The organism is Streptomyces sp. NPDC090108 (assembly GCF_044747185.1).
Lineage (GTDB): Bacteria > Actinomycetota > Actinomycetes > Streptomycetales > Streptomycetaceae > Streptomyces.
On record NZ_JBIVDQ010000004.1, the window covers coordinates 65,204 to 87,220 of the forward strand.

17 protein-coding genes are annotated in these 22,017 nt (G+C 73.2%); 12 read left to right on the forward strand and 5 right to left on the reverse strand.

What is annotated here, in order from left to right:
* Positions 1 to 36 precede the first annotated feature (36 nt).
* Positions 37 to 876, reverse strand: coding sequence for an SDR family oxidoreductase (locus tag ACIPRD_RS15435; RefSeq protein WP_401563264.1), 840 nt, complete (start codon positions 874 to 876; stop codon positions 37 to 39).
* A gap of 129 nt (positions 877 to 1,005) precedes the next feature.
* On the opposite strand from ACIPRD_RS15435, the gene ACIPRD_RS15440 reads away from it, so the two are divergent.
* Together ACIPRD_RS15440 and ACIPRD_RS15445 are read left to right on the forward strand one after the other, a co-directional pair.
* Positions 1,006 to 1,437: a MarR family transcriptional regulator gene (locus ACIPRD_RS15440; protein WP_356406846.1), complete on the forward strand. Its 432-nt coding sequence runs from the start codon at positions 1,006 to 1,008 to the stop codon at positions 1,435 to 1,437.
* A gap of 264 nt (positions 1,438 to 1,701) precedes the next feature.
* A complete protein-coding gene (locus tag ACIPRD_RS15445; protein WP_356406843.1) occupies positions 1,702 to 2,535 on the forward strand; it encodes an SAM-dependent methyltransferase in 834 nt (277 codons plus the stop codon).
* 164 nt (positions 2,536 to 2,699) lie between these two features.
* Here ACIPRD_RS15445 and ACIPRD_RS15450 read toward each other — a convergent pair whose 3' ends face one another.
* Together ACIPRD_RS15450 and ACIPRD_RS15455 are read right to left on the reverse strand one after the other, a co-directional pair.
* On the reverse strand, positions 2,700 to 3,623 hold the full coding sequence (locus ACIPRD_RS15450; protein ID WP_401563268.1) for a CDP-diacylglycerol diphosphatase: 924 nt from the start codon (positions 3,621 to 3,623) through the stop codon (positions 2,700 to 2,702).
* 192 nt (positions 3,624 to 3,815) lie between these two features.
* The gene (locus tag ACIPRD_RS15455) at positions 3,816 to 4,571 is read right to left on the reverse strand and encodes a metallophosphoesterase (protein ID WP_401563271.1); all 756 of its coding nucleotides are present in this window, start codon (positions 4,569 to 4,571) and stop codon (positions 3,816 to 3,818) included.
* Positions 4,572 to 4,691: 120 nt separating this feature from the next.
* Here ACIPRD_RS15455 and ACIPRD_RS15460 point away from each other — a divergent pair, with 120 nt between their 5' ends.
* The 3 genes from ACIPRD_RS15460 (at position 4,692) to ACIPRD_RS15470 (ending at position 8,689) form a co-directional block, all read left to right on the forward strand.
* Complete coding sequence (locus ACIPRD_RS15460) at positions 4,692 to 6,182, forward strand: PLP-dependent aminotransferase family protein (protein WP_401563273.1); 1,491 nt, start codon at positions 4,692 to 4,694, stop codon at positions 6,180 to 6,182.
* Positions 6,179 to 7,711 carry a tRNA (N6-isopentenyl adenosine(37)-C2)-methylthiotransferase MiaB gene (miaB, locus tag ACIPRD_RS15465; RefSeq protein ID WP_401563276.1) on the forward strand — a complete coding sequence of 511 codons (1,533 nt, stop codon included), beginning with the start codon at positions 6,179 to 6,181 and terminating at the stop codon, positions 7,709 to 7,711. Before ACIPRD_RS15460 ends, miaB begins: the two co-directional genes overlap by 4 nt.
* A 264-nt stretch (positions 7,712 to 7,975) precedes the next feature.
* Positions 7,976 to 8,689: a class III extradiol dioxygenase subunit B-like domain-containing protein gene (locus ACIPRD_RS15470; RefSeq protein ID WP_401563279.1), complete on the forward strand. Its 714-nt coding sequence runs from the start codon at positions 7,976 to 7,978 to the stop codon at positions 8,687 to 8,689.
* A gap of 185 nt (positions 8,690 to 8,874) precedes the next feature.
* On the opposite strand, the gene ACIPRD_RS15475 is transcribed toward ACIPRD_RS15470, so the two are convergent.
* A complete protein-coding gene (locus ACIPRD_RS15475; RefSeq protein WP_401563281.1) occupies positions 8,875 to 9,252 on the reverse strand; it encodes an antitoxin in 378 nt (125 codons plus the stop codon).
* 430 nt (positions 9,253 to 9,682) lie between these two features.
* On the opposite strand from ACIPRD_RS15475, the gene miaA reads away from it, so the two are divergent.
* From miaA to hflX, 6 genes are all read left to right on the forward strand, one after another.
* The gene (gene miaA, locus ACIPRD_RS15480; protein WP_356406825.1) at positions 9,683 to 10,621 is read left to right on the forward strand and encodes a tRNA (adenosine(37)-N6)-dimethylallyltransferase MiaA; all 939 of its coding nucleotides are present in this window, start codon (positions 9,683 to 9,685) and stop codon (positions 10,619 to 10,621) included.
* A 107-nt stretch (positions 10,622 to 10,728) separates the two neighbouring features.
* Positions 10,729 to 11,301 (forward strand): hypothetical protein, encoded by a 573-nt coding sequence (locus ACIPRD_RS15485; RefSeq protein WP_356407007.1) that lies wholly within the window; start codon positions 10,729 to 10,731, stop codon positions 11,299 to 11,301.
* A gap of 207 nt (positions 11,302 to 11,508) precedes the next feature.
* A complete protein-coding gene (dapF, locus tag ACIPRD_RS15490) occupies positions 11,509 to 12,378 on the forward strand; it encodes a diaminopimelate epimerase (protein ID WP_401563284.1) in 870 nt (289 codons plus the stop codon).
* Between the two features lie 295 nt (positions 12,379 to 12,673).
* Positions 12,674 to 15,061, forward strand: coding sequence for a RelA/SpoT family protein (locus ACIPRD_RS15495; protein ID WP_401563287.1), 2,388 nt, complete (start codon positions 12,674 to 12,676; stop codon positions 15,059 to 15,061).
* 233 nt (positions 15,062 to 15,294) lie between these two features.
* A complete protein-coding gene (locus ACIPRD_RS15500; RefSeq protein WP_401563289.1) occupies positions 15,295 to 16,920 on the forward strand; it encodes a M1 family metallopeptidase in 1,626 nt (541 codons plus the stop codon).
* Positions 16,921 to 17,298: 378 nt separating this feature from the next.
* Positions 17,299 to 18,792 (forward strand): GTPase HflX, encoded by a 1,494-nt coding sequence (gene hflX, locus ACIPRD_RS15505; protein WP_356406814.1) that lies wholly within the window; start codon positions 17,299 to 17,301, stop codon positions 18,790 to 18,792.
* Between the two features lie 93 nt (positions 18,793 to 18,885).
* On the opposite strand, the gene ACIPRD_RS15510 is transcribed toward hflX, so the two are convergent.
* Complete coding sequence (locus ACIPRD_RS15510) at positions 18,886 to 20,118, reverse strand: trypsin-like serine peptidase (RefSeq protein WP_401563292.1); 1,233 nt, start codon at positions 20,116 to 20,118, stop codon at positions 18,886 to 18,888.
* Positions 20,119 to 20,472: 354 nt separating this feature from the next.
* Here ACIPRD_RS15510 and ACIPRD_RS15515 point away from each other — a divergent pair, with 354 nt between their 5' ends.
* On the forward strand, positions 20,473 to 21,987 hold the full coding sequence (locus tag ACIPRD_RS15515) for a diaminobutyrate--2-oxoglutarate transaminase family protein (RefSeq protein WP_401563295.1): 1,515 nt from the start codon (positions 20,473 to 20,475) through the stop codon (positions 21,985 to 21,987).
* The last annotated feature ends 30 nt before the right edge of the window (positions 21,988 to 22,017 follow it).

The window sequence follows — 22,017 nt, forward strand, 5'->3', positions numbered from 1 at the left end:
CGGGACGGCGGCCGGGCCGGGCCGCCGCTCTCCGTGTCAGCCGAGCCAGGACCCCGTCATCCCGACGGTGGCGGAGCCGTCGTTGTCGGCGAGCTTGGTGCCGGTGAAGGCGCGCGCCCAGTCGGAGGTCTGGAGGCGGAAGGCGGGCCGTTCGGCGGTGAGGGCCTCCAGCACGGTGACGGCGGCCTCCTCGGGGGTCTGCGCGCCGCCCGCGAACTGGCCCAGGATGTGGGTGAGGTAGTTCTTCAGGGTCTCCTCGTAGGCGCCCGCGGCGGCGATCGCGTCGGCCGGGTCGACGCCGATGTTGTTGACGAACTCCGTCGCCACCGCGCCGGGTTCGACGACGGACACGGTCACGCCGAGCTTGGCGGCCACCGGGGCGAGGCTCTCCATGAAGCCCTCGACCGCGAACTTGGCGGCGCAGTAGGCCTCGTTGAACGGCTGGCCGATCACCCCGCCCACCGAGCTGACGGTGATCAGCCTGCCGCCGGACGCGCGCAGGTGCGGCAGCGCGGCCTTGGTGGTCTGCACCACGCCGAAGAAGTTGACCTCCATCACCTGCCGTACGTCGTCGACGGACTCGTTCTCGATGGTGCCGACATGGCCGGCGCCGGCGTTGTTGACGAGCGCGTCGAGCCTGCCGTGGTCGGCGACGACACCCTCGACGGCGGCCGTCACCGAGTCCGGGTCGGTGACGTCGAGCTGCCGGATGTCCAGCGTGACCCCGGCCCGGTCCGCGGCCTCGCGCAGGGCACCGGCCCGGCCGGTGTCGCGGAGGGTGGCGACCGTGGTCCAGCCGGCACGGGCGGCGGCGATGGCGGTCGCCAGGCCGATGCCGGAGGAGGTGCCGGTGATCAGAACGACGGGAGAGGGCATGGCTGGCTGCCTTTCATGGGATGCCCGGTGCCGCAGGAGCCCCGGTGCTGGTTCTAAATAGTTATGGACTACCACCATTATTGTCAACCATGGTGGTGGCCATCCAGCTGAAAGGACTAGAATCCGGCCATGGACACCCCGGACCCGCTCACCGCCGAGGTGATCGCCCTCTTCGCGAAGATCACCGACCTCTACAAGCGCGAGTACGAGACCGCCTCCTCCCGGCACGGACTCACTCCGCAGCAGGTCAAGGTGCTGTTCGCCCTGGACGAGCCGCTTCCCATGCGCAGGCTCGCCGAGCGGGTGTTCGCCGACCCGTCCAACCTGACCGGCATGGTCGACCGGCTGCAGGGCCGTGGCCTGGTCGAACGTGTCCCCGACCCCAACGACCGCCGGATCAAGCGGATCGCCGCCACCGACGCGGGCCGGGACGTCGTCAAGGATCTGCGCGCCGCCCTGCGCTTCGCGGCCGACCCGCTGGTGGCCCTCGACGAGGAGCAGCGGCGCGGCCTGCGGGACCTGCTCCAGCTGATGGTCGACTCCCAGCGGCCGGCCGGCTGAGACCCGCGGTTGTCCCGCCGGGCGGGGGCCGGGGGCGCCGGCGGTGTGCGCGGACCCTCTTGACCGCGCCCGGACCGTGCGTGACTGTTCATGCCCGATGAACCGACGCGCGGGTCCTGCCCGGTGAGCCGACGCGCGGGTCCTGCCCGGTGAGCCGGCGTGCGGATCCGGCTCGGTGAGCCGGCGCGCGGGTCCCGCTCGGTGAGCCGGCGTGCGGATCCCGTCCGTCCGCCGCGCAGACAACGTTCTGGGGAGGATGCCGCCGTGGAGCCGAGGACGTCATCCGCCGGGGTCGACCGGACCGCGCTCTTCGTGGCCTGTCTGCGCCGGGTGGAGAGCGAGCGGCCGGACGCGCTCTTCCGGGACCCGCTGGCGGCCGCGATGCTCTCGGCGCTGTCGGAGGATCCGGTGCTGGCCCACGTGACCGAGGGGATCGAGCGGGCCCACGAGGGTGCGGCCGGCTTCTCCGCGTACTTCTCGGTGCGCACGCGGTTCCTGGACGACGGGATCCTCGCCGGGACCGGCGCCGGGATCCGCCAGATCGTCACACTGGCCGCGGGGGTGGACGGTCGCACCGTACGGCTGGACCTGCCGGCCGGGACCCGCTGGTTCGAGGTGGATCTGCCCGGCATGACGCGGTTCAAGGACGCCCTCCTCGCCGGCTCCGGACTGCCCCTGGCGTGCGAGCGCCACGGGGTCGCCGCCGATCTGCGCGAGGACTGGCGGTCGCCCCTGCGGGCCGCGGGGTTCGACCCGTCGCGGCCGACGGTCTGGCTGGTCGAGGGGCTGCTGATGTACCTGACGGATGCGGAGGGGGAGGCGCTCCTCGCGGACCTCACGGAACTGTCCGCACCGGGCAGCCGGTTCATGCTGGAGCACCTCAACGAGGTCATGCTCGGGGAGGAGGGCACACCCCTGCGCGAACGGACCGAGGAGCAGGGCGCCCGATGGCTCTCCGCGCGCGACGACATCGAGGAGTGGCTCGGCGGCCACGGCTGGCGCGCCAGGGTCCACGCGGGCGACGACCCCCGCATCGGCCACGGCCGCGCCGTGGGCCCCCTTCCGGCCGCCTGGCTGGCGGCCGCGGAACTCGCCTGAGGGGGAACCCGGATCACCGGGCAGCCGGAGGGCGAGCCCGCATGCCTGCCCGGGGAGCGAGCCCGCACGCCGGGCCGGAGGATGACCCCGCACGCCGGGCCGGCGGCCGGCGCCGGCCGCCGGGGTGAGGGCGCGTGTGCGACGGGACGGCCCGGCGAGGTCTCCTACGTGTACACGAGCAGGTAGTCGCAGGTGCTCGTGCCGCCGTGGAGCGAGGTGTCGCTGCTGAGGACGTAGAAGGAGCCGGCGAACCCGGCGGCCGTCATCTTCGGCACCACGATCAGGGTCTGGTCCGCCATGTTCAGGCCGCTCGGCACCACCACGTACCGGTACAGCAGCGCGAAGAGGTTCTGCTGGAGGTCAGGCAGTCTGAGAATGCGGTACGTGCGATCGCCGGAGCCCTGGGGGCCCGAGATGGGGGCCTGGTTGCCGGGGTCGTTCCAGTGCGACGGCTGGGTGGCCATGCGGCCCATGGTCTCGAGTTCCTGCAGCCGCCGCTGCGTGCTCGGCCGGATGCCCGCCATGTGGATGTGCAACTGATGCAGACGCCGGGCGCCCTGGGAATTGATCCCCAGCCCGATGTCGGCGTACCGCACGGGAACGCTGCCTCCGCTCCGCGCGTTCTCCCATGCGTCGTTCCAGTAGTTCTCCACGCCGGAAGTCTCCAGGAAAGGACACTCGATTCCCGTGATCCGGCAGCTGGGCACCAGCAGGTAATTGTGCGTGTTCTCGGGCTTGCCGTGCAGTACGACGTAATCCGGCGTCGTCTTCAGACAGTCGGGCTTTCCCTGGGACGGCGGCGGCACTTTTCCGGTCGTGCAGTACTGCACGTCGTTCCACAGCGGGTCGTTGTCGGTGGGCCGGCCGCACAGGGGCTGGAACTGGGCGGGCGGGCAGGGGCTCGCGCCCGATCCGGGAGGCGAGGTGGGGCAGGTGGCGACCGGGGTGTCCCCGTAGACCGGCCCGGGGTCCGCGGCCGCGCTCCCGGCCGATGCCGCACCGGTCAGGAGCGCCGCCGCGCCGACGGCACCCGACAGCGCGACGAATTGGCGCCGAGGCACCTCGGTGGAATTCTGCTGGTCATTCATGCGTGATCTCCCCATGGTGATGACCGCCGCCCGGAGTTTCCGGCCATGGGCGAGGGAAGGCGCGGCCCCGTCCACGCCTTCCCTCGCCGATTCGCTCACAGGGTAGGCAGGGGAATACGGATCGCTCGTCGGCCGCACGGGTGACCGGCAGATGTTTCCGCCGACTGGCTCACGCGACGGCGGAGCGTGCGTTCAGGCGACGACGGTCCGGTAATGGGTGGTCAGCCTTCCCTCGTCGTCGAGGACATGGAAAGCGAGGGCGGGCGGCTGGTCGAGGTGGACGTGGTCCTGGGGATGCGCCCGGTGCTCCCAGGGCAGCCGGGCCGTGGAGACCACGCCGGGCGCCACCAGCAGCGGCCGCCCGGCGAAGGTGGTCGCCGCCGGGGTGTGCGCGTGTCCGCACAGGAAGGCCGTGAGCCGGGGGTGACGGGCCGCCAGAGCCGCGAGGCGCTCCTCACCGAACTGCCGGATGCCGTCGACGAAGGGGATGTGCAGGAGGGCCGGCGGGTGGTGGAAGGCGACCAGCACCGGCACACCGTCCGGTGTCCGGGTGAGGACGTCGTCCAGCCACGCCAGGGTCTCGTCCGCGAGGAAGCCCTCGTTCTTGCCCGGCACCGAGGAGTCGCACAGGGCGAGGACGAAGCCGTCGGCGCGGTGCACCTGGTCGACGGGTTCCGCCGACGGCGGCTGCCCCAGCAGGAACTCCCGGAACGCCGCCCGCCCGTCGTGGTTGCCGGGGCAGACCAGGACCGGGTGCCGCGAGGTCAGCAGCCGCCGGGCCCGCTCGTACTCGGCCGGCAGCGCGTGGTCGGCGATGTCTCCGGTGACCAGGACCGCGTCGAGGTCGTGGGGGAGGCCCTCCAGGTAGTCCATGACAGCCCGGGTGCGCGCGGCGCTGCGGGGTTCCTCGTCGATGTGGATGTCACTGAGATGAGCGATCACGATCACTGCTTCGGTCCTCTCGTCGAGATGCGCGGGACACGGCCGAACTTCACTGCCTGGTCACGTCGTTCGGACCCGCCGACTCGAACCTAGGCGGCCTCCGGCCGGTGAATAAGATCCGGTTCCATGCCGAATTCCTGGTCCAGTTCGCGACTGGACCTGCACATCTCCCTGGACACCGCGGCCGGGCGGCGCTCCGGTCTGGAGTCCGCGCTGCGGACGGCGATCCGGCAGGGACGCCTGCCCGCCGGGACGCTCCTGCCGTCCACCCGCGGCCTGGCCGGGGAACTCGGGCTCTCCCGGGGCACCGTCAGCGCGGCCTACGGCCAGCTGGTCGAGGAGGGGCACCTCACCACGCGGCCCGGATCCGGCACCAGGGTCGCCGGGGTGCCGCGGGGCGCGCGGGCCGCGGTGCCTCCCGCGACCGCCCCGTCCGCTCCCCGCCACGACCTGCGTCCCGGGCTCCCCGACATCAGCGCCTTCCCCGCCCGGGCCTGGCTCGCCGCCACCCGCCGCGTCCTCACGCACGCCCGTCCCGAGGTCTTCGGCGCCGGAGACCCGCAGGGCAGGACCGAACTGCGGCAGGCCCTCGCCGACTACCTGGGCCGCACACGCGGCGTGATCACCAGCCCGGACCGCATCGTGATCACCTCCGGCTACTACCAGGGGCTCAGCCTGCTCAGCGGCGTACTGGCCGCCGGCGGCACGCGCACCGCGGCCGTGGAGGACCCCGGCCACAACGTCTTCCGCGCGGTCGTCCAGCGCTCCGGACTGGCCACCACCGCCCTGCCCGTCGACGACCGCGGCGCCCGCGTCGAGGCGTTGACACAGGAGACCGGCGCGGTGTTCCTCACCCCCGCACACCAGTACCCGACCGGCGTTCCCCTGCATCCGGGCCGCCGCCGGACCGTGTGCGCCTGGGCGCGTTCCACCGGCGGCCTGATCGTCGAGGACGACTACGACGGCGAGTACCGCTACGACCGCCGGCCCGTCGGCACCCTCCAGGGCACGGCACCCGAGCACGTCGTCTACTGCGGCACCGTGTCCAAGACCCTCGGTCCCGCCCTCCGGCTGGCCTGGCTGGTCCTGCCGTCCCACCTGGTCGGACCGGTGACGCGGGCCCGCCTGCGGGCCGACCTGTACAACGAGACGCTGGGACAGCTCGTCCTCGCCGACCTGATCGGCACGCACGCGTACGACCGCCACATCCGCGCGACCCGTCAGCGCTACCGGCGGCGCCGCGAACTCCTCCTCGCCCGGCTGACCGACCGCCCCGGATTCACCGCCCACGGCGTTCCCGCCGGCCTCCACACCCTCGTCACCCTCCCCGGCGACGGCCCGGCCGAGGCGGAACTCCTCGCCCGGTGCACCCGCCACGGCGTCGCCCTGCGGGGCCTCACGGAACTCCACCACGACCCCGCCGGCCGTCCGCAGGGCCTGCTGATCGGCTTCGCGGCCCCTTCCGAGCGCGCCTTCCCCGCCGCCCTCGACGCCCTGTCCACCGCGCTGGCCTCCGAGGGCGGTGATCACGGAGGAGGTGGGGCGGAAGGCAGGGCAGGGGGCGATACGGAAGGCAGGGATGGCGCGCTCCGGCTACCGCCTACCCTTGAGGCATGACCATCAGCAGCGACCGGAGCCCGGCAGTGGACGTCCCAGCACCGAAGACCTACGAAGTCCGTACCTACGGGTGCCAGATGAACGTCCACGACTCCGAGCGATTGTCCGGGCTGCTCGAGGACGCCGGTTACGTCCGGGCCCCCGAGGGGTCGGACGGCGACGCCGACGTCGTCGTCTTCAACACCTGCGCCGTCCGGGAGAACGCGGACAACCGCCTGTACGGCAACCTCGGCCGTCTCGCGCCGCGCAAGGTGAGCCGTCCCGGGATGCAGATCGCGGTCGGCGGCTGCCTCGCGCAGAAGGACCGCGACACCATCGTGAAGAAGGCGCCCTGGGTGGACGTCGTCTTCGGCACGCACAACATCGGCAAGCTGCCCGTCCTGCTGGAGCGCGCCCGCGTCCAGGAGGAGGCGCAGGTCGAGATCGCCGAGTCCCTGGAGGCCTTCCCCTCCACGCTGCCCACCCGGCGCGAGAGCGCCTACGCGGCCTGGGTGTCGATCTCCGTCGGCTGCAACAACACCTGCACCTTCTGCATCGTCCCGGCGCTGCGCGGCAAGGAGAAGGACCGCCGCACCGGCGACATCCTCGCCGAGATCGAGGCCCTGGTCGGCGAAGGCGTCTCCGAGATCACCCTGCTCGGCCAGAACGTCAACGCCTACGGCTCCGACATCGGCGACCGCGAGGCGTTCAGCAAGCTGCTGCGGGCCTGCGGGAACATCGAGGGCCTGGAGCGCGTCCGCTTCACCTCCCCGCACCCGCGCGACTTCACCGACGACGTCATCGCCGCCATGGCCGAGACGCCGAACGTGATGCCGCAGCTGCACATGCCGCTCCAGTCCGGCTCGGACACCGTCCTGAAGGCGATGCGCCGCTCCTACCGGCAGGAGCGCTACCTCGGGATCATCGAGAAGGTCCGCGCCGCCATCCCGCACGCCGCGATCACCACGGACATCATCGTGGGCTTCCCCGGCGAGACCGAGGAGGACTTCGAGCAGACGATGCACGTCGTGCGCGAGGCCCGCTTCACCCAGGCCTTCACCTTCCAGTACTCCAAGCGCCCCGGCACCCCGGCCGCGACCATGGAGGACCAGATCCCCAAGGAGGTCGTGCAGGCGCGCTACGAGCGTCTTGTCGCCCTCCAGGAGGAGATCTCCTGGGAGGAGAACAAGAAGCAGGTCGGCCGCACCCTGGACCTGATGGTCGCCGAGGGCGAGGGCCGCAAGGACGGCGCCACCCACCGCCTCTCCGGCCGCGCTCCCGACAACCGCCTGGTCCACTTCACCAAGCCGGAGCAGGAGGTGCGCCCCGGCGACGTGGTCACGGTCGAGATCACCTACGCCGCCCCGCACCACCTTCTCGCCGAGGGCGACGTCCTCGCCGTGCGCCGCACGCGCGCGGGCGACGCCTGGGAGAAGCGCAACACCGCGGAGGCGGCCAAGCCCGCCGGCGTCATGCTCGGCCTGCCGTCGATCGGCGCTCCGGCCCCCGTGCCGGCCGCCACCGCCACCACCGGCTGCGGCTGCGACTAGGGGGCGTCGCGGACCCACGAAGATCGGGGAGACGCCCCCTAAAGGGTGTCCGTGGAGGGCGGCCGAACCCGGTCGCTCTCCGCCGTCGACCCGCGCCACCGCGGTTCCCCGCCAGGCCGTCGTAGCGCCCCGTCACGACACCGGCTCGTCCCGTCGGCCGGTCGTGCGGGCGTCGTCGTGGTGTGGGTGACGTCCAGCCCCGTGCGGGGGCGTCGCGTGGCGTGGGTGACGTCCGGTCGTCGTGCGGGGGTTAATCTGCGGATCATGCTTGTCGCCGCCGCCGTCTGCCCCTGTCCGCCGCTCCTCGTGCCCGAGGTCGCCGCGGGCGCCGCACCCGAGATGGACGCCGCGCGCGCGGCCTGCACCGACGCGCTCGGCGTGCTCGCCGCCTCCCGTCCGGACCTGCTCGTGGTCGTCGGCGCGGCGGGTCCGGGAGAGGCCGGCCGGTATCCCCAGGGTGCCGCCGGATCCTTCCACGGCTTCGGTGTCGACGTCGGCGTACGGCTCGGAGCGGCCGCCGACGCCGTACCCGGACCTGAGCTGCCTGTCCCGCTGGCCGTCGGCGCGTGGCTCCTGGAGCGCACCGGCTGGGCCGACGCCCCCGTCGAGGGACTCGCGGTGGAGGAGACGCTGGCGCCGGAGCAGTGCGTCCGGACGGGCCGGGAGACCGGCGCACGGGCCGGGCGGGTCGCGCTGCTGGTGATGGGCGACGGCAGCGCGTGCCGCACCCTCAAGGCGCCCGGCTACCTGGACGAGCGCGCGGCGCCCTTCGACGCGGCCGTCGCCCGCGCGCTCGGCTCCGCCGACGTGGCGGCACTCGCGGCACTCGGCACCGAGCCGGCCCACGGGCTCAAGGCCTCCGGCCGCGCCCCCTGGCAGGTGCTCGCGGGCGCCGCCGAGGACGCGGACCTGACCGGCGCGCTGCTGTACGACGACGCGCCCTACGGCGTGGGATACATGGTCGCGACCTGGTCGTAAGAGGCCCGGGCCGGAGACGGTCGCGAGCGGCCGGCGGCGGCCGAGGCGTCGGAGCACGGCCGGGTGACCGCGTGCGTGCGACGGACGGCCGCCGGGCCGTTCCGCCCGGCGGCCGTCCGACGGCCCGCGCGTACCGGCAGGGCCGCGCACCGGCGCACGGAGCACCCGGCGCGCGGCCGCACCGTTCAGGAAGCCGGAGGCGGGTTCTCCGGAGGGATCACGTCCGGGTGGCTGGCGTCCCGCTGGAAATCGCCCGCGCCGGTCTTCGGGTGGGCGGACCGGGTGGTCATGTCGCCGTTCTGCACCTGCTCGGCGTGCGCCTCGCTCGGGTGGGTGGCGTGCGGGGTGTGCGCGGTCTGGCCGGGGTGCGTCGCCTCCATGTGCGCGAGGCGGTCCATGGCGTCCTTCGCCTTGTCCGTGCCCGCGTGGATCTTCTCGCTGTACTTTCCCTTGGTCCGTTCGTCGACGGCCTGAGCGGCCTTGTCGATGCCGTGCTGAACCTTGTCGCCGTGCTGGCGCGCGAGGTCCGACATCTTGTCCTTCATGTTGTCCAAGAGACCCATTGGTCCACCTTCCCTCGCGGGACAGTCGGGACGATTGTCTGCGGGCCGAGTGCGGGCGTCCTCGCCGTCCGGTACGGGGCGGCCCTCCGGGCTGTCGCCGTCGGGGACACCCGCCGCGGACGGTCGTAGGCCGTACCCGCGGTACCCGGCCCCGCCGTCGTGCCCGTGCACCTCTCCGGGGCCGGGTGCTGCCGACTCCTGGCCCGAGCCGCCTCCGGCCCGCCGGGAAGCCGTACAAAAACACCCATTCCCACCCCTTACGTTACTCGTGTGGACCAGATCGCGCGTCACGCGGTGCGTCCGCGCGCGCCACCCGGGTCACCGCTCCCGGGACCGGGAGACCGCGGCCCTCCCCCTTCGGCTACCCGGAGAACGGCCCCGGCACCCCACTCGTTCGAGGGGCCGTCCCGGGGTTTGCGAGACTGGTGGGGTGAGCAGCGCACCCCTCGCCCCCCGTGTCATCGCCGTCGTCGGCCCCACCGCGGCCGGAAAGTCCGATCTCGGCGTCTTCCTGGCCCAGCGGCTCGGCGGCGAGGTCGTCAACGCCGACTCGATGCAGCTCTACCGGGGCATGGACATCGGCACCGCCAAACTGACGCCCGAGGAGCGCGGCGGTGTGCCGCACCACCTGATGGACATCTGGGACGTGACGGTCGCCGCCTCCGTCGCCGAGTACCAGAGGCTGGCCCGCGCCCGGATCGACGCCCTGCTGGCGGAGGGCCGCTGGCCGATCCTGGTCGGCGGCTCGGGCCTCTACGTCCGCGGAGCCGTCGACAACCTGGAGTTCCCCGGCACCGACCCCGAGGTCAGGGCCCGGCTGGAGGAGGAACTGGCGCTGCGCGGCCCGGGCGCCCTGCACGCCCGGCTGGCCGCCGCCGACCCCGACGCGGCCCGCGCCATCCTGCCCGGCAACGGCCGCCGCATCGTCCGGGCCCTGGAGGTGATCGAGATCACCGGCCGCCCGTTCACGGCGAACCTCCCCGGCCACGACTCCGTCTACGACACCGTCCAGATCGGTGTCGACGTGGCGCGCCCCGAGCTCGACGAGCGCATCGCGCGCCGCGTCGACCGTATGTGGGAGGCGGGACTCGTGGACGAGGTGCGCGCGCTGGAGACGCGGGGACTGCGCGAGGGCCGTACGGCGTCGCGCGCGCTCGGCTATCAGCAGGTCCTCGACGCGCTGGCGGGCGAGCGCACGATGGAGGAGGCGCGCGCGGAGACCGTGCGCGCCACCAAGCGCTTCGCGCGCCGTCAGGATTCCTGGTTCAGGCGCGACCCCCGGGTGCACTGGCTGAGTGGTGCGGTGGCGGACCGCGCGGAACTTCCCGGACTGGCCCTGGCGTTGGTCGAACGACCGGTCACAGCCTGATCACGTCATGGCATCGGGATGCGCCGCCGGTCAACGCGGCCTCTGACGCCGTGCCATCATCGAGCTCGATCGACCAGTGGAAGTCCTAGTTGGGAGGGCGCGTGGCGATGGAGGCCGGCCCTCGTGACACCGCACCGGGTGCCGAGCACGTCACCACCGACGGTGACGAGCCGGGACAGGGCGACGAGCGCCCCGCTCAGGACGCTCGGAGCGCCCTCGACGCAGACGGCCCCGCGGGGGAACCGCTCGGCGAGGACCGTCTCGCCGAGGACGCGCTCGACGAGATCACGGGTGGCGTGACCGCCGACGGCCCCGCGCCCGAGGAGATGTACGCGAGCGGACCGGAGGTCGAGGTCGAGCTGCGCCCGCAGCGGCGGCTGCGCATCTGGCAGCTCGCGCCCATCGTGGGCCTCGCCGCGGTCGGATCGCTGATGTTCGCCTTCCCGCTCGCCTTCGACTTCGGCGACAGCGGTGCCGTCATCGCCATGCTGGGCCTGCTGATCTGCTCGTGCGCCGCCGGCTGGGGGATGACCGCCGCCCGCCGCGTGGGCTACACCTTCCCCGGCCTGCCCCCGCGCGGCTCGGGCCGCCGCCCCGACTGGCGGGTCGTGCTCGCCTACGTGCTGCTGGTGGCCGTCGTCGCCGTCCTCGCCGTGTGGCGGGTGGCCCGCCTGCGCTGAGGGCCGTCCCGGCCCGCACCCCGGACGGGCCGCCCCGCGGCGCCCTCACGGGGACTCCGCGTCGGACTCCGGGGATTCCGGCCCCAGGGCCAGGGGGAGTCCGCCCCAGCCCCCACGGGACTCCGGTCCAGCCGCCACGCGGGGCTCCGCCCGGGTGTCGTGACCACCGCCCGAGGCGATGCCGTACCGACCCCGTACGATCGAGGAATGAGCACGCGGATCGCCTTCCTCAAGGGGCACGGCACCGAGAACGACTTCGTGATCGTCCCGGACCCCGAGAACGCCATCGAGCTGACCCCGGCCGCCGTCGCGGCCCTGTGCGACCGCCGGGCCGGCATCGGAGCCGACGGCGTCCTGCACGTCGTGCGCGCCGCCGCGCACCCCGAGGCCCGCGAGATGGCCGCCGAGGCGGAGTGGTTCATGGACTACCGCAACGGCGACGGCTCCGTCGCGGAGATGTGCGGCAACGGCGTGCGCGTGTTCGCCGGCTACCTCAAGCACGCCGGACACATCGGCGAGGGCGACCTCACGATCGCCACGCGCGCGGGCGTGAAGACCGTCCACCTCGCGAAGAACGGCGACATCACCGTCGGCATGGGCGCCGCGCGCCTGCCCGAGGGCGAGGTCGGCGTGCGCGTCGGCGAGCGCAGCTGGCCCGCGCGGAACGTGAACATGGGCAACCCGCACGCCGTCGCGTTCGTCGACGACCTGGCCCACGCCGGCAACCTGTACTCCGCGCCGCCCGTCAGTCCGGCCGGCGCCTACCCCGACGGCGTGAACGTCGAGTTCGTCGTCGACCGCGGTCCCCGCCACGTCGCCATGCGCGTGCACGAACGCGGCTCCGGCGAGACCCGCTCCTGCGGCACCGGCGCGTGCGCGGTCGCCGTGGCCGCCGCCCGCCGCGACGGCGCCGATCCCGCCCTCACCGGGGTCCCGGTCACCTACACCGTGGACGTGCCCGGCGGGCGCCTGGTCATCACCGAGCGGCCCGACGGGGAGATCGAGATGACGGGTCCCGCCGTGATCGTCGCCGAGGGCGAGATCGACGCCGCGTGGCTGGAAAACGCCGTCGGCTGATCCGGCGGAGCCACGCTCACGGCGGCAGCGGACCCCCGCGATCTGCGGCGCCGGGTATCTCCCCGGCCCCGGGGCGCGTTCGAAACCGCGGCCGAGGGCAGAGCAGGTGGCGTAAACCCTAAACCTCCTCCGCATCGCTCGAATGGGTGATCCGTTTCACGCTCTCCGGGAGGCGGTCGGTCGCGCGTGATGGGCTCGGTAGCATCAAGCACCGGCACGGACGGGGGAACGTCGCCATCCCTGAGCCGCGTATGCCCTGGAGCTCCGTCCGCCGGTCCACGAGCCGGAGGTGCCCATGAGTGCGGAGGCCACGAATCCTGCGACCCCTGGCCCGGTGACGCCGGCGGCGCCCGTCGCGCCCGGTCTGCCCGCGGCGGCCCGCAGGAAGTCCCGGCCGCGCATCGATCTGCGCCGGCTCGGCCGGGCCGCGCTGCTCGGTCCCGCCGCCCGCGGCCGCCTGCCCGACGCCATCGGCCACGTCGTGGAGGCGCACCGCGCCCACCACCCCGACGCCGACCTCGAACCCCTGCGCCGCGCCTACGTGCTGGCGGAGTCCTCGCACCGCGGCCAGATGCGCAAGAGCGGCGAGCCGTACATCACCCACCCGCTCGCCGTGACCCTGATCCTCGCCGAACTCGGCGCCGAGACCACCACGCTGACGGCCTCCCTCCTCCACGACACCGTCGAGGACACCGATGTGACGCTCCATCAGGTGCGGGAGCAGTTCGGCGAGGAGGTGCGCTATCTGGTCGACGGCGTCACGAAACTGGAGAAGGTCGACTACGGGGCGGCCGCCGAACCCGAGACCTTCCGCAAGATGCTCGTCGCCACCGGCAGCGACGTGCGCGTGATGTCGATCAAACTCGCCGACCGGCTGCACAACATGCGCACCCTCGGCGTGATGCGCCCCGAGAAACAGGCGCGGATCGCCAAGGTCACCCGCGACGTCCTCATCCCGCTCGCCGAACGGCTCGGTGTCCAGGCCCTCAAGACCGAGCTGGAGGACCTCGTCTTCGCCATCCTCCACCCCGAGGAGTACGAGCACACCCGGGAACTCGTCGCGGCGAACACCGCCCGCCCCGACGACGCCCTCGCGGAGATCGCCGACCAGGTCCGCGGCGTGCTGCGCGAGGCCGACATCCCCGCCGAAGTCCTCATCCGGCCGCGGCACTTCGTCTCCGTCCATCGCGTCGCCCGCAAGCGCGGACAACTGCGCGGTGCCGACTTCGGACGCCTGCTGGTCCTCGTGAACGAGGACGCGGACTGCTACGGCGTCCTCGGCGAACTCCACACCTGCATGACGCCGGTGGTCTCCGAGTTCAAGGACTTCATCGCCGTACCCAAGTTCAACCTGTACCAGTCGCTGCACACCGCCGTCGCCCGCGCGGACGGACAGGTCGCCGAAGTCCTCATCCGCACCCACCAGATGCACAAGGCCGCCGAGGCCGGGGTGATCGCGCTCGGCAACCCCTACGCGCCGCCCGCGGAGGACCCCTCCCTGGCCGCCGACGGCGAACGCGCCGACCCCACCCGTCCCGGCTGGCTCTCCCGCCTCCTCGACTGGCAGCGGGCGGCCCCCGACCCCGACACCTTCTGGTCCACGCTGCGCGAGGACCTCGCCCAGGACCGCGAGATCACCGTCTTCCGCCCCGACGGCGGCACGCTCGGCCTGCCCGAGGGCGCCACCTGCGTGGATGCCGCCTACGCGCAGTACGGCGAGGACGCCCACGCCTGCATCGGCGCACGTGTCAACGGCCGACTCGCCACCCTCAGCACCGTCCTGCGGGACGGCGACAGCGTCCAGCTCCTCATGGGCCAGGACCCCGCGTCCGAACCCTCCCGCGCCTGGCTGGAGCACGCACACACCCCCGCCGCCCGCATCGCCATCCAGCGCTGGCTGGCGACTCATCCCGGCGGCCCGGCCGCCGAGGCGCACTCACCGGCCGGCCGCGGCACCCCGGAGAACGCCGGCCTCCCGGAGCCCGCACCCCGCGACACGGCCGCGGCGCCCGCCGGGAACCCGCACGCCGCCGCTGCCGACCCGTCCGTGGACGGCGAGCCCGCCGTGTCACCGCCCGCGTCCGACGGCTCGGCGGGCCCACGCACCCCGGCGGCGCACACGACCGTCCCGGGGGCGCACGCGGCCGCCGCCGTGGCGGACCCGCCCCGCGCCGCCTCCGGGACCACGTCCGGGGGCCGCCCCCGTCCGGCCGCGCCCGTCGCCCGTCCGCGCGGCGCGGACGTGCTCGTGGACCGTCCCGGGGCCGTCGTACGCCTCGCCGGATGCTGTACGCCCGTACCGCTCGACGAGATCACCGGCTTCGCCGTGCGCGGGGGAGTGGTGACCGTCCACCGCGTCGGCTGCTCGGCGGTGGCCCACATGAAGACCAGAGGACGCGCCGAGATCGGGGCGCGCTGGGGAGACACCACCGCGTGCCGGGTCACCCTGTACGCCGAATCGTTCGGCCGCCCCCATCTGCTGGCCGACCTCACCGAGGCGATGGCCCTGGAGGGCGCGGAGATCGTCTCCGCCACCGTGGAACCACCCAGCCAGCAGCGGGTACGCCACACCTACACCCTCCAGCTCCCCGACGCGGCCCACCTCCCCGCCCTCATGCGCGCCATGAGAGACGTGCCGGGGGTGTTCGACGTGAGCCGGGCCCAGCCCCCGACGGCGCGCTGAACACGGCCCGCGAAGCGGGGGACGATGCCCTCACGCGGGGTGGGACGGAAGGCCTTCAGGCGGGGACGTTGCGGATGGCCCTCAGGCGGGGGCGGAGCGAAGGCCCTCAGGCGGGGGTGGGGCGAAGGCCCTCAGGCGGGGGTGGGGCGGAAGGCCCTCTGACGCCGACCCGTTCGGGTGGGCTTGGCGCGCGCCGCCGCCGCGCCGCACGGGCGCGCTGGTAGCGGTGAGGGATGCTGCTCACCCCCCGCTCCCGCCAGGCGCCCGACTCCGGCCCGCGCCGGGAAACCGGACCGCTCCACCGCCCCGGCTCCCGTCCGGACGCCGGCCCCCGCCGGACCCCGTGGCTCCTGCGCCGCAAGGCCGCCCTGCTCGCCTCCGCCGCGGCCGTCTGCCTCGTCGCCGCCGGCACCCCCGCCGAGCCCCTGGGCGTCGGCGACCGGCTGTTCCCGTACCTGGGGAACCCGGGGTACGACGTGGCGTCGTACGACCTGTCTTTCACCTACACGGGCGCCAACGACAAGCCGCTGCAGGCCGTCACCACGATCGACGCCTGGACGACCGCCTCGCTCGACCGCCTCAACCTCGACTTCGCCCACGGCACCGTGCAGTCCGTCGAGGTCGACGGTCGGCCCGCCGAGTTCACCGGCGCGGGAGAGGACCTCGTCGTCACCCCGGCCCGCCCCCTGGCACGGGGCACCTGGACCCGGATCACCGTGCGGCACACCAGCGACCCCGTCGCCGCCGAGGGCCAGGACGGCGGCTGGGTGCGCACCACCGACGGCCTCGCCATGGCGAACCAGGCCGACGCGGCGCACCTGGTCTTCCCGTGCAACGACCACCCGTCCGACAAGGCGATGTTCACCATCCGGATCACCGCCCCGAACGACTACACCGCCGTGGCGAACGGCCTGCCCACCGGAGTGGAACGGGTCGGCCCCCGCACCACCTGGACCTACCGCTCCCAGCACCCCATGGCCACCGAGCTCGCCCAGGTCTCCATCGGCCGGTCCGACGTCACGCACCGCCAGGGCCCCCACGGACTTCCGGTCCGCGACGTCGTGCCCAGCGCCGACCGGAAGGCGCTCGAACCCTGGCTCGCGAAGACGCCCGACCAGATCGCCTGGATGGAGAGCAAGATCGGGCCCTTCCCCTTCGAGACCTACGGCGTGCTCATGGCCCAGGCCTCCACGGGCTTCGAGCTGGAGACGCAGACGCTCTCCCTGTTCGAGAAGGATCTGTTCACCGAGTCCGGCTACCCCAAGTGGTACCTCGAGTCGATCATGGTGCACGAGCTGTCCCACCAGTGGTTCGGCGACAGCGTCAGCCCCCGCACCTGGTCCGACGTCTGGCTGAACGAGGGGCACGCCACCTGGTACGAGTCCCTGTACTCGGAGGAGAAGGCGCACCGGCCCATGGAGGACCGGATGAAGGCCGCCTACGGTGCCTCCGACCGCTGGCGCGCCTCCGGCGGGCCGCCGGCCCGGCCCAAGGCCCCCGCCCCCGGCCAGAAGATCAGCATCTTCCGTCCCAACATCTACGACGGGGCCGCACTCGTCCTCTACGCCCTGCGTCAGGAGATCGGCCGCCCGGCCTTCGAGCGCCTGGAGAAGGTGTGGGTGCAGGAACACCGGGACTCCACCGTCACCACCGCCGACTTCGTCCGTCTCGCCTCGTCCGTCGCCGGTCGTGACCTCGGCGGCTTCTTCCAGGACTGGCTCTACGGCGAGAAGACCCCGCCGATGCCGGGCCACCCCGACTGGAAGCCGGCCGCGCCGGGCACGGCGAAGACCTCGCGGCCCGGCGGCACGGCGGCCACGAAGGTGAGCGCGGAATCCGCGGGGACGACCAGGAGGTAGGCCCCCGGGCGGACGGGAGAAGCCGCGCCCGGCCCGGGCGGGACGCCGGGTGAAACCGCACCGGGCCCGGGCGGGACGGCGGGAGTGGCGGGGCCGGGCCCGGGCGGGACGCAAGGAGAAGCCGTACCGAGCACGTGCGGGACGCCGGGCGGAACCGCACCGGGCCCGGGCGGGACGGCGGGAGTGGCGGGGCCGGGGACAGGGAAATAACGCGGTGACGGGACACTGCGTACCGTGCGACCATTTTCAGGCCGGTCTCCGGGCCGGCACGGCGCGCGTCACGGGAATCCCCCGGGGTACTCGTGCGTTGTTCCGTAAGACCGCCGGTCCCGTCACCACCGGGCCGGCACCCCCATCGACCATCGGCGTAAGGATCCAATGAGCTCCTCTTCTTCCCCTTCCCAGGACACCAAGCGCCTCGCGCACGCCTACCCCGAAGGTCTTCGGGCCGATGCCCTGATGGAAGAGGACGTCGCCTGGAGCCACGAGATCGACGGCGAGCGGGACGGCGATCAGTTCGACCGCAAGGAGCGCGCGGCACTGCGGCGCGTGGCGGGTCTCTCCACGGAGCTGGAGGACGTCACCGAGGTCGAGTACCGCCAGCTCCGCCTGGAGCGGGTCGTGCTCGTCGGCGTGTGGACCACCGGCACCGTGCAGGACGCCGACAACTCCCTCGCCGAGCTGGCCGCCCTCGCGGAGACCGCGGGCGCGCTCGTGCTCGACGGTGTCATCCAGCGCCGGGACAAGCCCGACGCCGCCACCTACATCGGCTCGGGCAAGGCCCTGGAGCTGCGCGACATCGTCGTCGAGTCCGGCGCCGACACCGTCATCTGCGACGGTGAGCTCAGCCCCGGCCAGCTGATCCAGCTGGAGGATGTCGTCAAGGTCAAGGTCATCGACCGTACGGCCCTGATCCTCGACATCTTCGCCCAGCACGCCAAGTCCCGCGAGGGCAAGGCGCAGGTCGCGCTCGCGCAGATGCAGTACATGCTGCCGAGGCTCCGCGGCTGGGGTCAGTCCCTGTCCCGTCAGATGGGCGGCGGCAAGGGCGGCGGCCTCGCCACCCGTGGCCCCGGTGAGACCAAGATCGAGACGGACCGGCGCCGGATCCGCGAGAAGATGGCGAAGATGCGCCGGGAGATCGCGGAGATGAAGACCGGCCGCGAGGTCAAGCGCCAGGAGCGCCGGCGCAACAAGGTGCCGTCCGTCGCCATCGCGGGCTACACCAACGCCGGCAAGTCCTCCCTGCTCAACCGGCTCACCGGCGCCGGTGTCCTGGTCGAGAACGCCCTGTTCGCGACCCTGGACCCGACCGTCCGCCGCGCGGAGACCCCGAGCGGCCGCCTCTACACCCTGGCCGACACCGTCGGCTTCGTCCGGCACCTGCCGCACCACCTGGTCGAGGCGTTCCGCTCCACCATGGAGGAGGTCGGCGACGCCGACCTGATCCTCCACGTGGTGGACGGCGCGCACCCCACCCCTGAGGAGCAGCTCGCCGCCGTGCGCGAGGTGATCCGGGAGGTCGGAGCCACCGACGTTCCCGAGATCGTCGTGATCAACAAGGCGGACGCGGCCGACCCGCTGGTCCTCCAGCGTCTGCTGCGCGTCGAGAAGCACGCCCTCGCGGTCTCGGCACGCACCGGCCAGGGCATCGCGGAACTGCTCGCGCTCGTGGACGACGAGCTGCCCCGTCCCTCCGTCGAGGTCGAGGCGCTCGTCCCCTACACGCAGGGCAAGCTCGTGGCCCGCGCCCACACCGAGGGCGAGGTCCTCTCCGAGGAGCACACCGCCGAAGGCACCCTGATCAAGGTCCGGGTGCACGAGGAGCTCGCCGCCGACCTGGCGCCGTACGCGCCCGCGTCCGCGGCCTGACGGCCGCACCGCCCCGGCGGTTCGGCCCCGCACGGAAGGAAGGCCCGCCACCCGTTCCCGGGTGGCAGGCCTTCCCCTTGTCCTGCGCGGGTCCTACCGGCCGGCGAACTTCTTGCTGACCGAGTCGTACACGCCCTTGGCCACCTCACCGAGCCGCGGACCGGCGAGCCACCCGGACGAGGCCGGGCCGATCGAGGTGTTGGACACCAGCGTGGGCTTGCCGTCCGCGCCGGTCTCCACCCAGCCGCCGCCGGAGGAACCACCGGTCATCGTGCAGCCGATGCGGTACATCGTCGGATCCGGCGCGCTGACCGACAGCCGGCCCGGCTTGTCCTGGCACTGGTACAGCAGCCGGCCGTCGAACGGCGACGCCGCCGGGTAACCGCTCGCCGTGATGCTCTGCACCTTCGCCACCGCCGGGGCGTCGAAGTCCACCGGCAGCGCGCCGCCGACCGTCTCCTCCAGCGACTTGCCGGTACCACCCTGCTCGGGCGTCACATGGATCACCGCGAAGTCGTACGAGGCGCCGTCGCCGCCGGTCTCGCCGCCCTTGTCGATCCACTGCTGCGAGGTCTTCGCCCCGTCGGCCCACCAGACGCCGAGCGGAGCGACCTGTTCACGCGAGGCGCTCTTCATCTGCTCGGGCGTCATGCCCTGGTTGTTGTACGACGGCACGAAGGCGAGGTTGCGGTACCAGCCGCCCTTCTTTCCGGCGTGGACACAGTGCCCCGCCGTCCAGATGAGGTCGGACTTGCCCGGGTGCGCCGGGTCCTCGACGACCGTCGCCGAACAGACCATCGTGCCACTGGGGGCGTCGAAGAAGATCTTGCCCGAGGTGGCGGCGTTGTTGTGGTACGGCGCCGCGACCGGGCGCGCCTTCACCGGCGCCGGCTCCGGGTCCGTCACGCCCTGGTCACCGGAGATGTCGTTGTCGTCGACGGCCTTGTCGGGGTCGTCGGCGCCCCGCATACGGTCCGGGTTCCACAGGCCCTTGATGATCGGGTTGATGAAATCGTTGGCCTCGCGGAGCCACTGGTCCCTGTCCCAGTTCTTCCAGGCGCCGTTCTTCCACTTGTCGACATCGACGCCGTGCTCCTTGAGCCGCTCGCGGATGTCGTCCGGGATGGTGATCTTTCCGTCGCCGGAGCCGGCCGCGGTCGCGGTGGCGGCCGGCCCGCCGTCGGCCTTGTCGTCGCTGCCGCCACCGCACGCCGTGGCGGTCAGCGTGAGCGCCGACACGAGGGCGAACGCCGCCAGCACGGGGGGAGTTCTGCGCGACGCGTCCCTCCCTCGGCGAACAGTGAACGACGGCCGTATGGATCGCATGGTCTTGACTCCCCCTGCTGTGAAGGAACTCGGCACCGCGAACCGCCACCGGGCCCGCCCACGAGGGGAGTTCGGACCGTCTGACGGCTCTTCTGGGAACGGGACCACACTATGCGCTCGCCGCAGGCGACTCTCACCGGGACCGCAACGTTTTCGCTACGAGCGACGCCGACCGCACCCGCGTGACGGGAACCCCCCGGAGGCTTCCCGGTCCAACGGCCAGCCGCGGCAACGATCTTCAGGTCACCCGTAACCCCGAGGCCCGTGCGCGGTTGGTAGCGGTGAGGGGCCCGCTGTCCGTATCCGGGCCCCGTCGATCAACTCGTCTCCGGACGGCGGGGAGGACAACGGGCCGTGGCCGTGACCGAGTCGGTGGCTGAAAGCGCGTACGGGGGAGCCCGTTCCGTGCACGAGGGAATTCTGGGACGCCAGTCCGCGCGCGAGTCCGCGGCACGCACCTACGCGCGGGCGCTGCCCATCGTGCCCGTGCGCGCACGCGGTCTGACCATCGAGGGCGCGGACGGACGCCGCTATCTGGACTGCCTCTCCGGCGCCGGGGCCCTCGCCCTCGGCCACAACCACCCCGTCGTGCTGGAAGCCATCCGCAAAGTCCTCGACTCCGGGGCCCCGCTCTCCGTGCTCGACCTGGCGACCCCCGTCAAGGACGCCTTCATCACGGAGCTGTTCCGCACCCTGCCGCCCGGCCTCGCCGACCGCGCCCGCGTCCAGTTCTGCGGACCGGCGGGCACCGACGCGGTCGAGGCCGCGTTCAAGCTCGTCCGCGCCGCGACCGGCCGTACCGGCATCCTCTCCTTCACCGGCGCCTACCACGGCATGACCGCCGACGCCCTCGCCGCCTCCGGCGGGGCCGGCGAGCCACGGGGCGGTCGGCTGCCCTACCCGCAGGACTACCGCTGCCCGTTCGGCGTCGGCGGCCCGCGCGGCGCCGGACTCGCCGCCCGCTTCACCGAGTCGCTCCTCGACGACCCCAAGTCGGGTGTGCCGCTGGCCGCCGGAATGATCCTCGAACCCGTCCAGGGCGAAGGCGGCGTGATCCCCGCCCCCGACAACTGGATGCGCCGCATGCGCGCCCTCACGGCGGACCGGTCCATCCCGCTCATCGCCGACGAGATCCAGACCGGAGTCGGCCGCACCGGCGCCTTCTGGGCCGTCCAGCACAGCGGGGTCACCCCCGACGTGATGGTGCTGTCCAAGGCCATCGGCGGCAGCCTCCCGCTGGCCGTGGTCGTCTACCACGAAGACCTCGACGTCTGGCGCCCCGGCGCCCACGCGGGCACCTTCCGCGGCAACCAGCTCGCGATGGCCGCGGGCACCGCCACCCTGGCTCATGTCCGCGAGCACGGCCTCGCCGAACGCGCGGCCGACCTCGGCGCCCGCATGCTGTCCGACCTCGCCTCCCTGGGGACGGAGTTCGACTGCGTGGGGGACGTGCGAGGACGCGGGCTGATGATCGGGCTCGAACTCGTCGACCCGGACGGCCGCCCCACCGGCGAGAACACCCCCGGCCCGGGGCCCCATGGTGCCCCCGACGACTCCTGCCCGGCCCCGCGAACCTCGCCGGAATCGGCCACCGAACCGCTTCCCGCCTCGCCCGGCCTGGCCGCCGCCGTGCAGCGGGAGTGCCTTGACCGCGGCCTCATCGTCGAACTCGGCGGCCGCCACAACAGCGTCGTCCGCCTCCTTCCGCCCCTGACCATCAGCGACGAGCAGGCGGCGGCGGTCCTGGACCGCCTGAGCGACGCGGTGGCGGCGGCGGCCCGCGGACACCAGGGCGACGGCCATCGAGACAACGGTCACCAAGGTGACGGCCGCCGCCGGTACGACGGCCCTTCCGAGCGCGCTGGATAAGAACCGCCCGGAGGCCCACCACCCACCGCG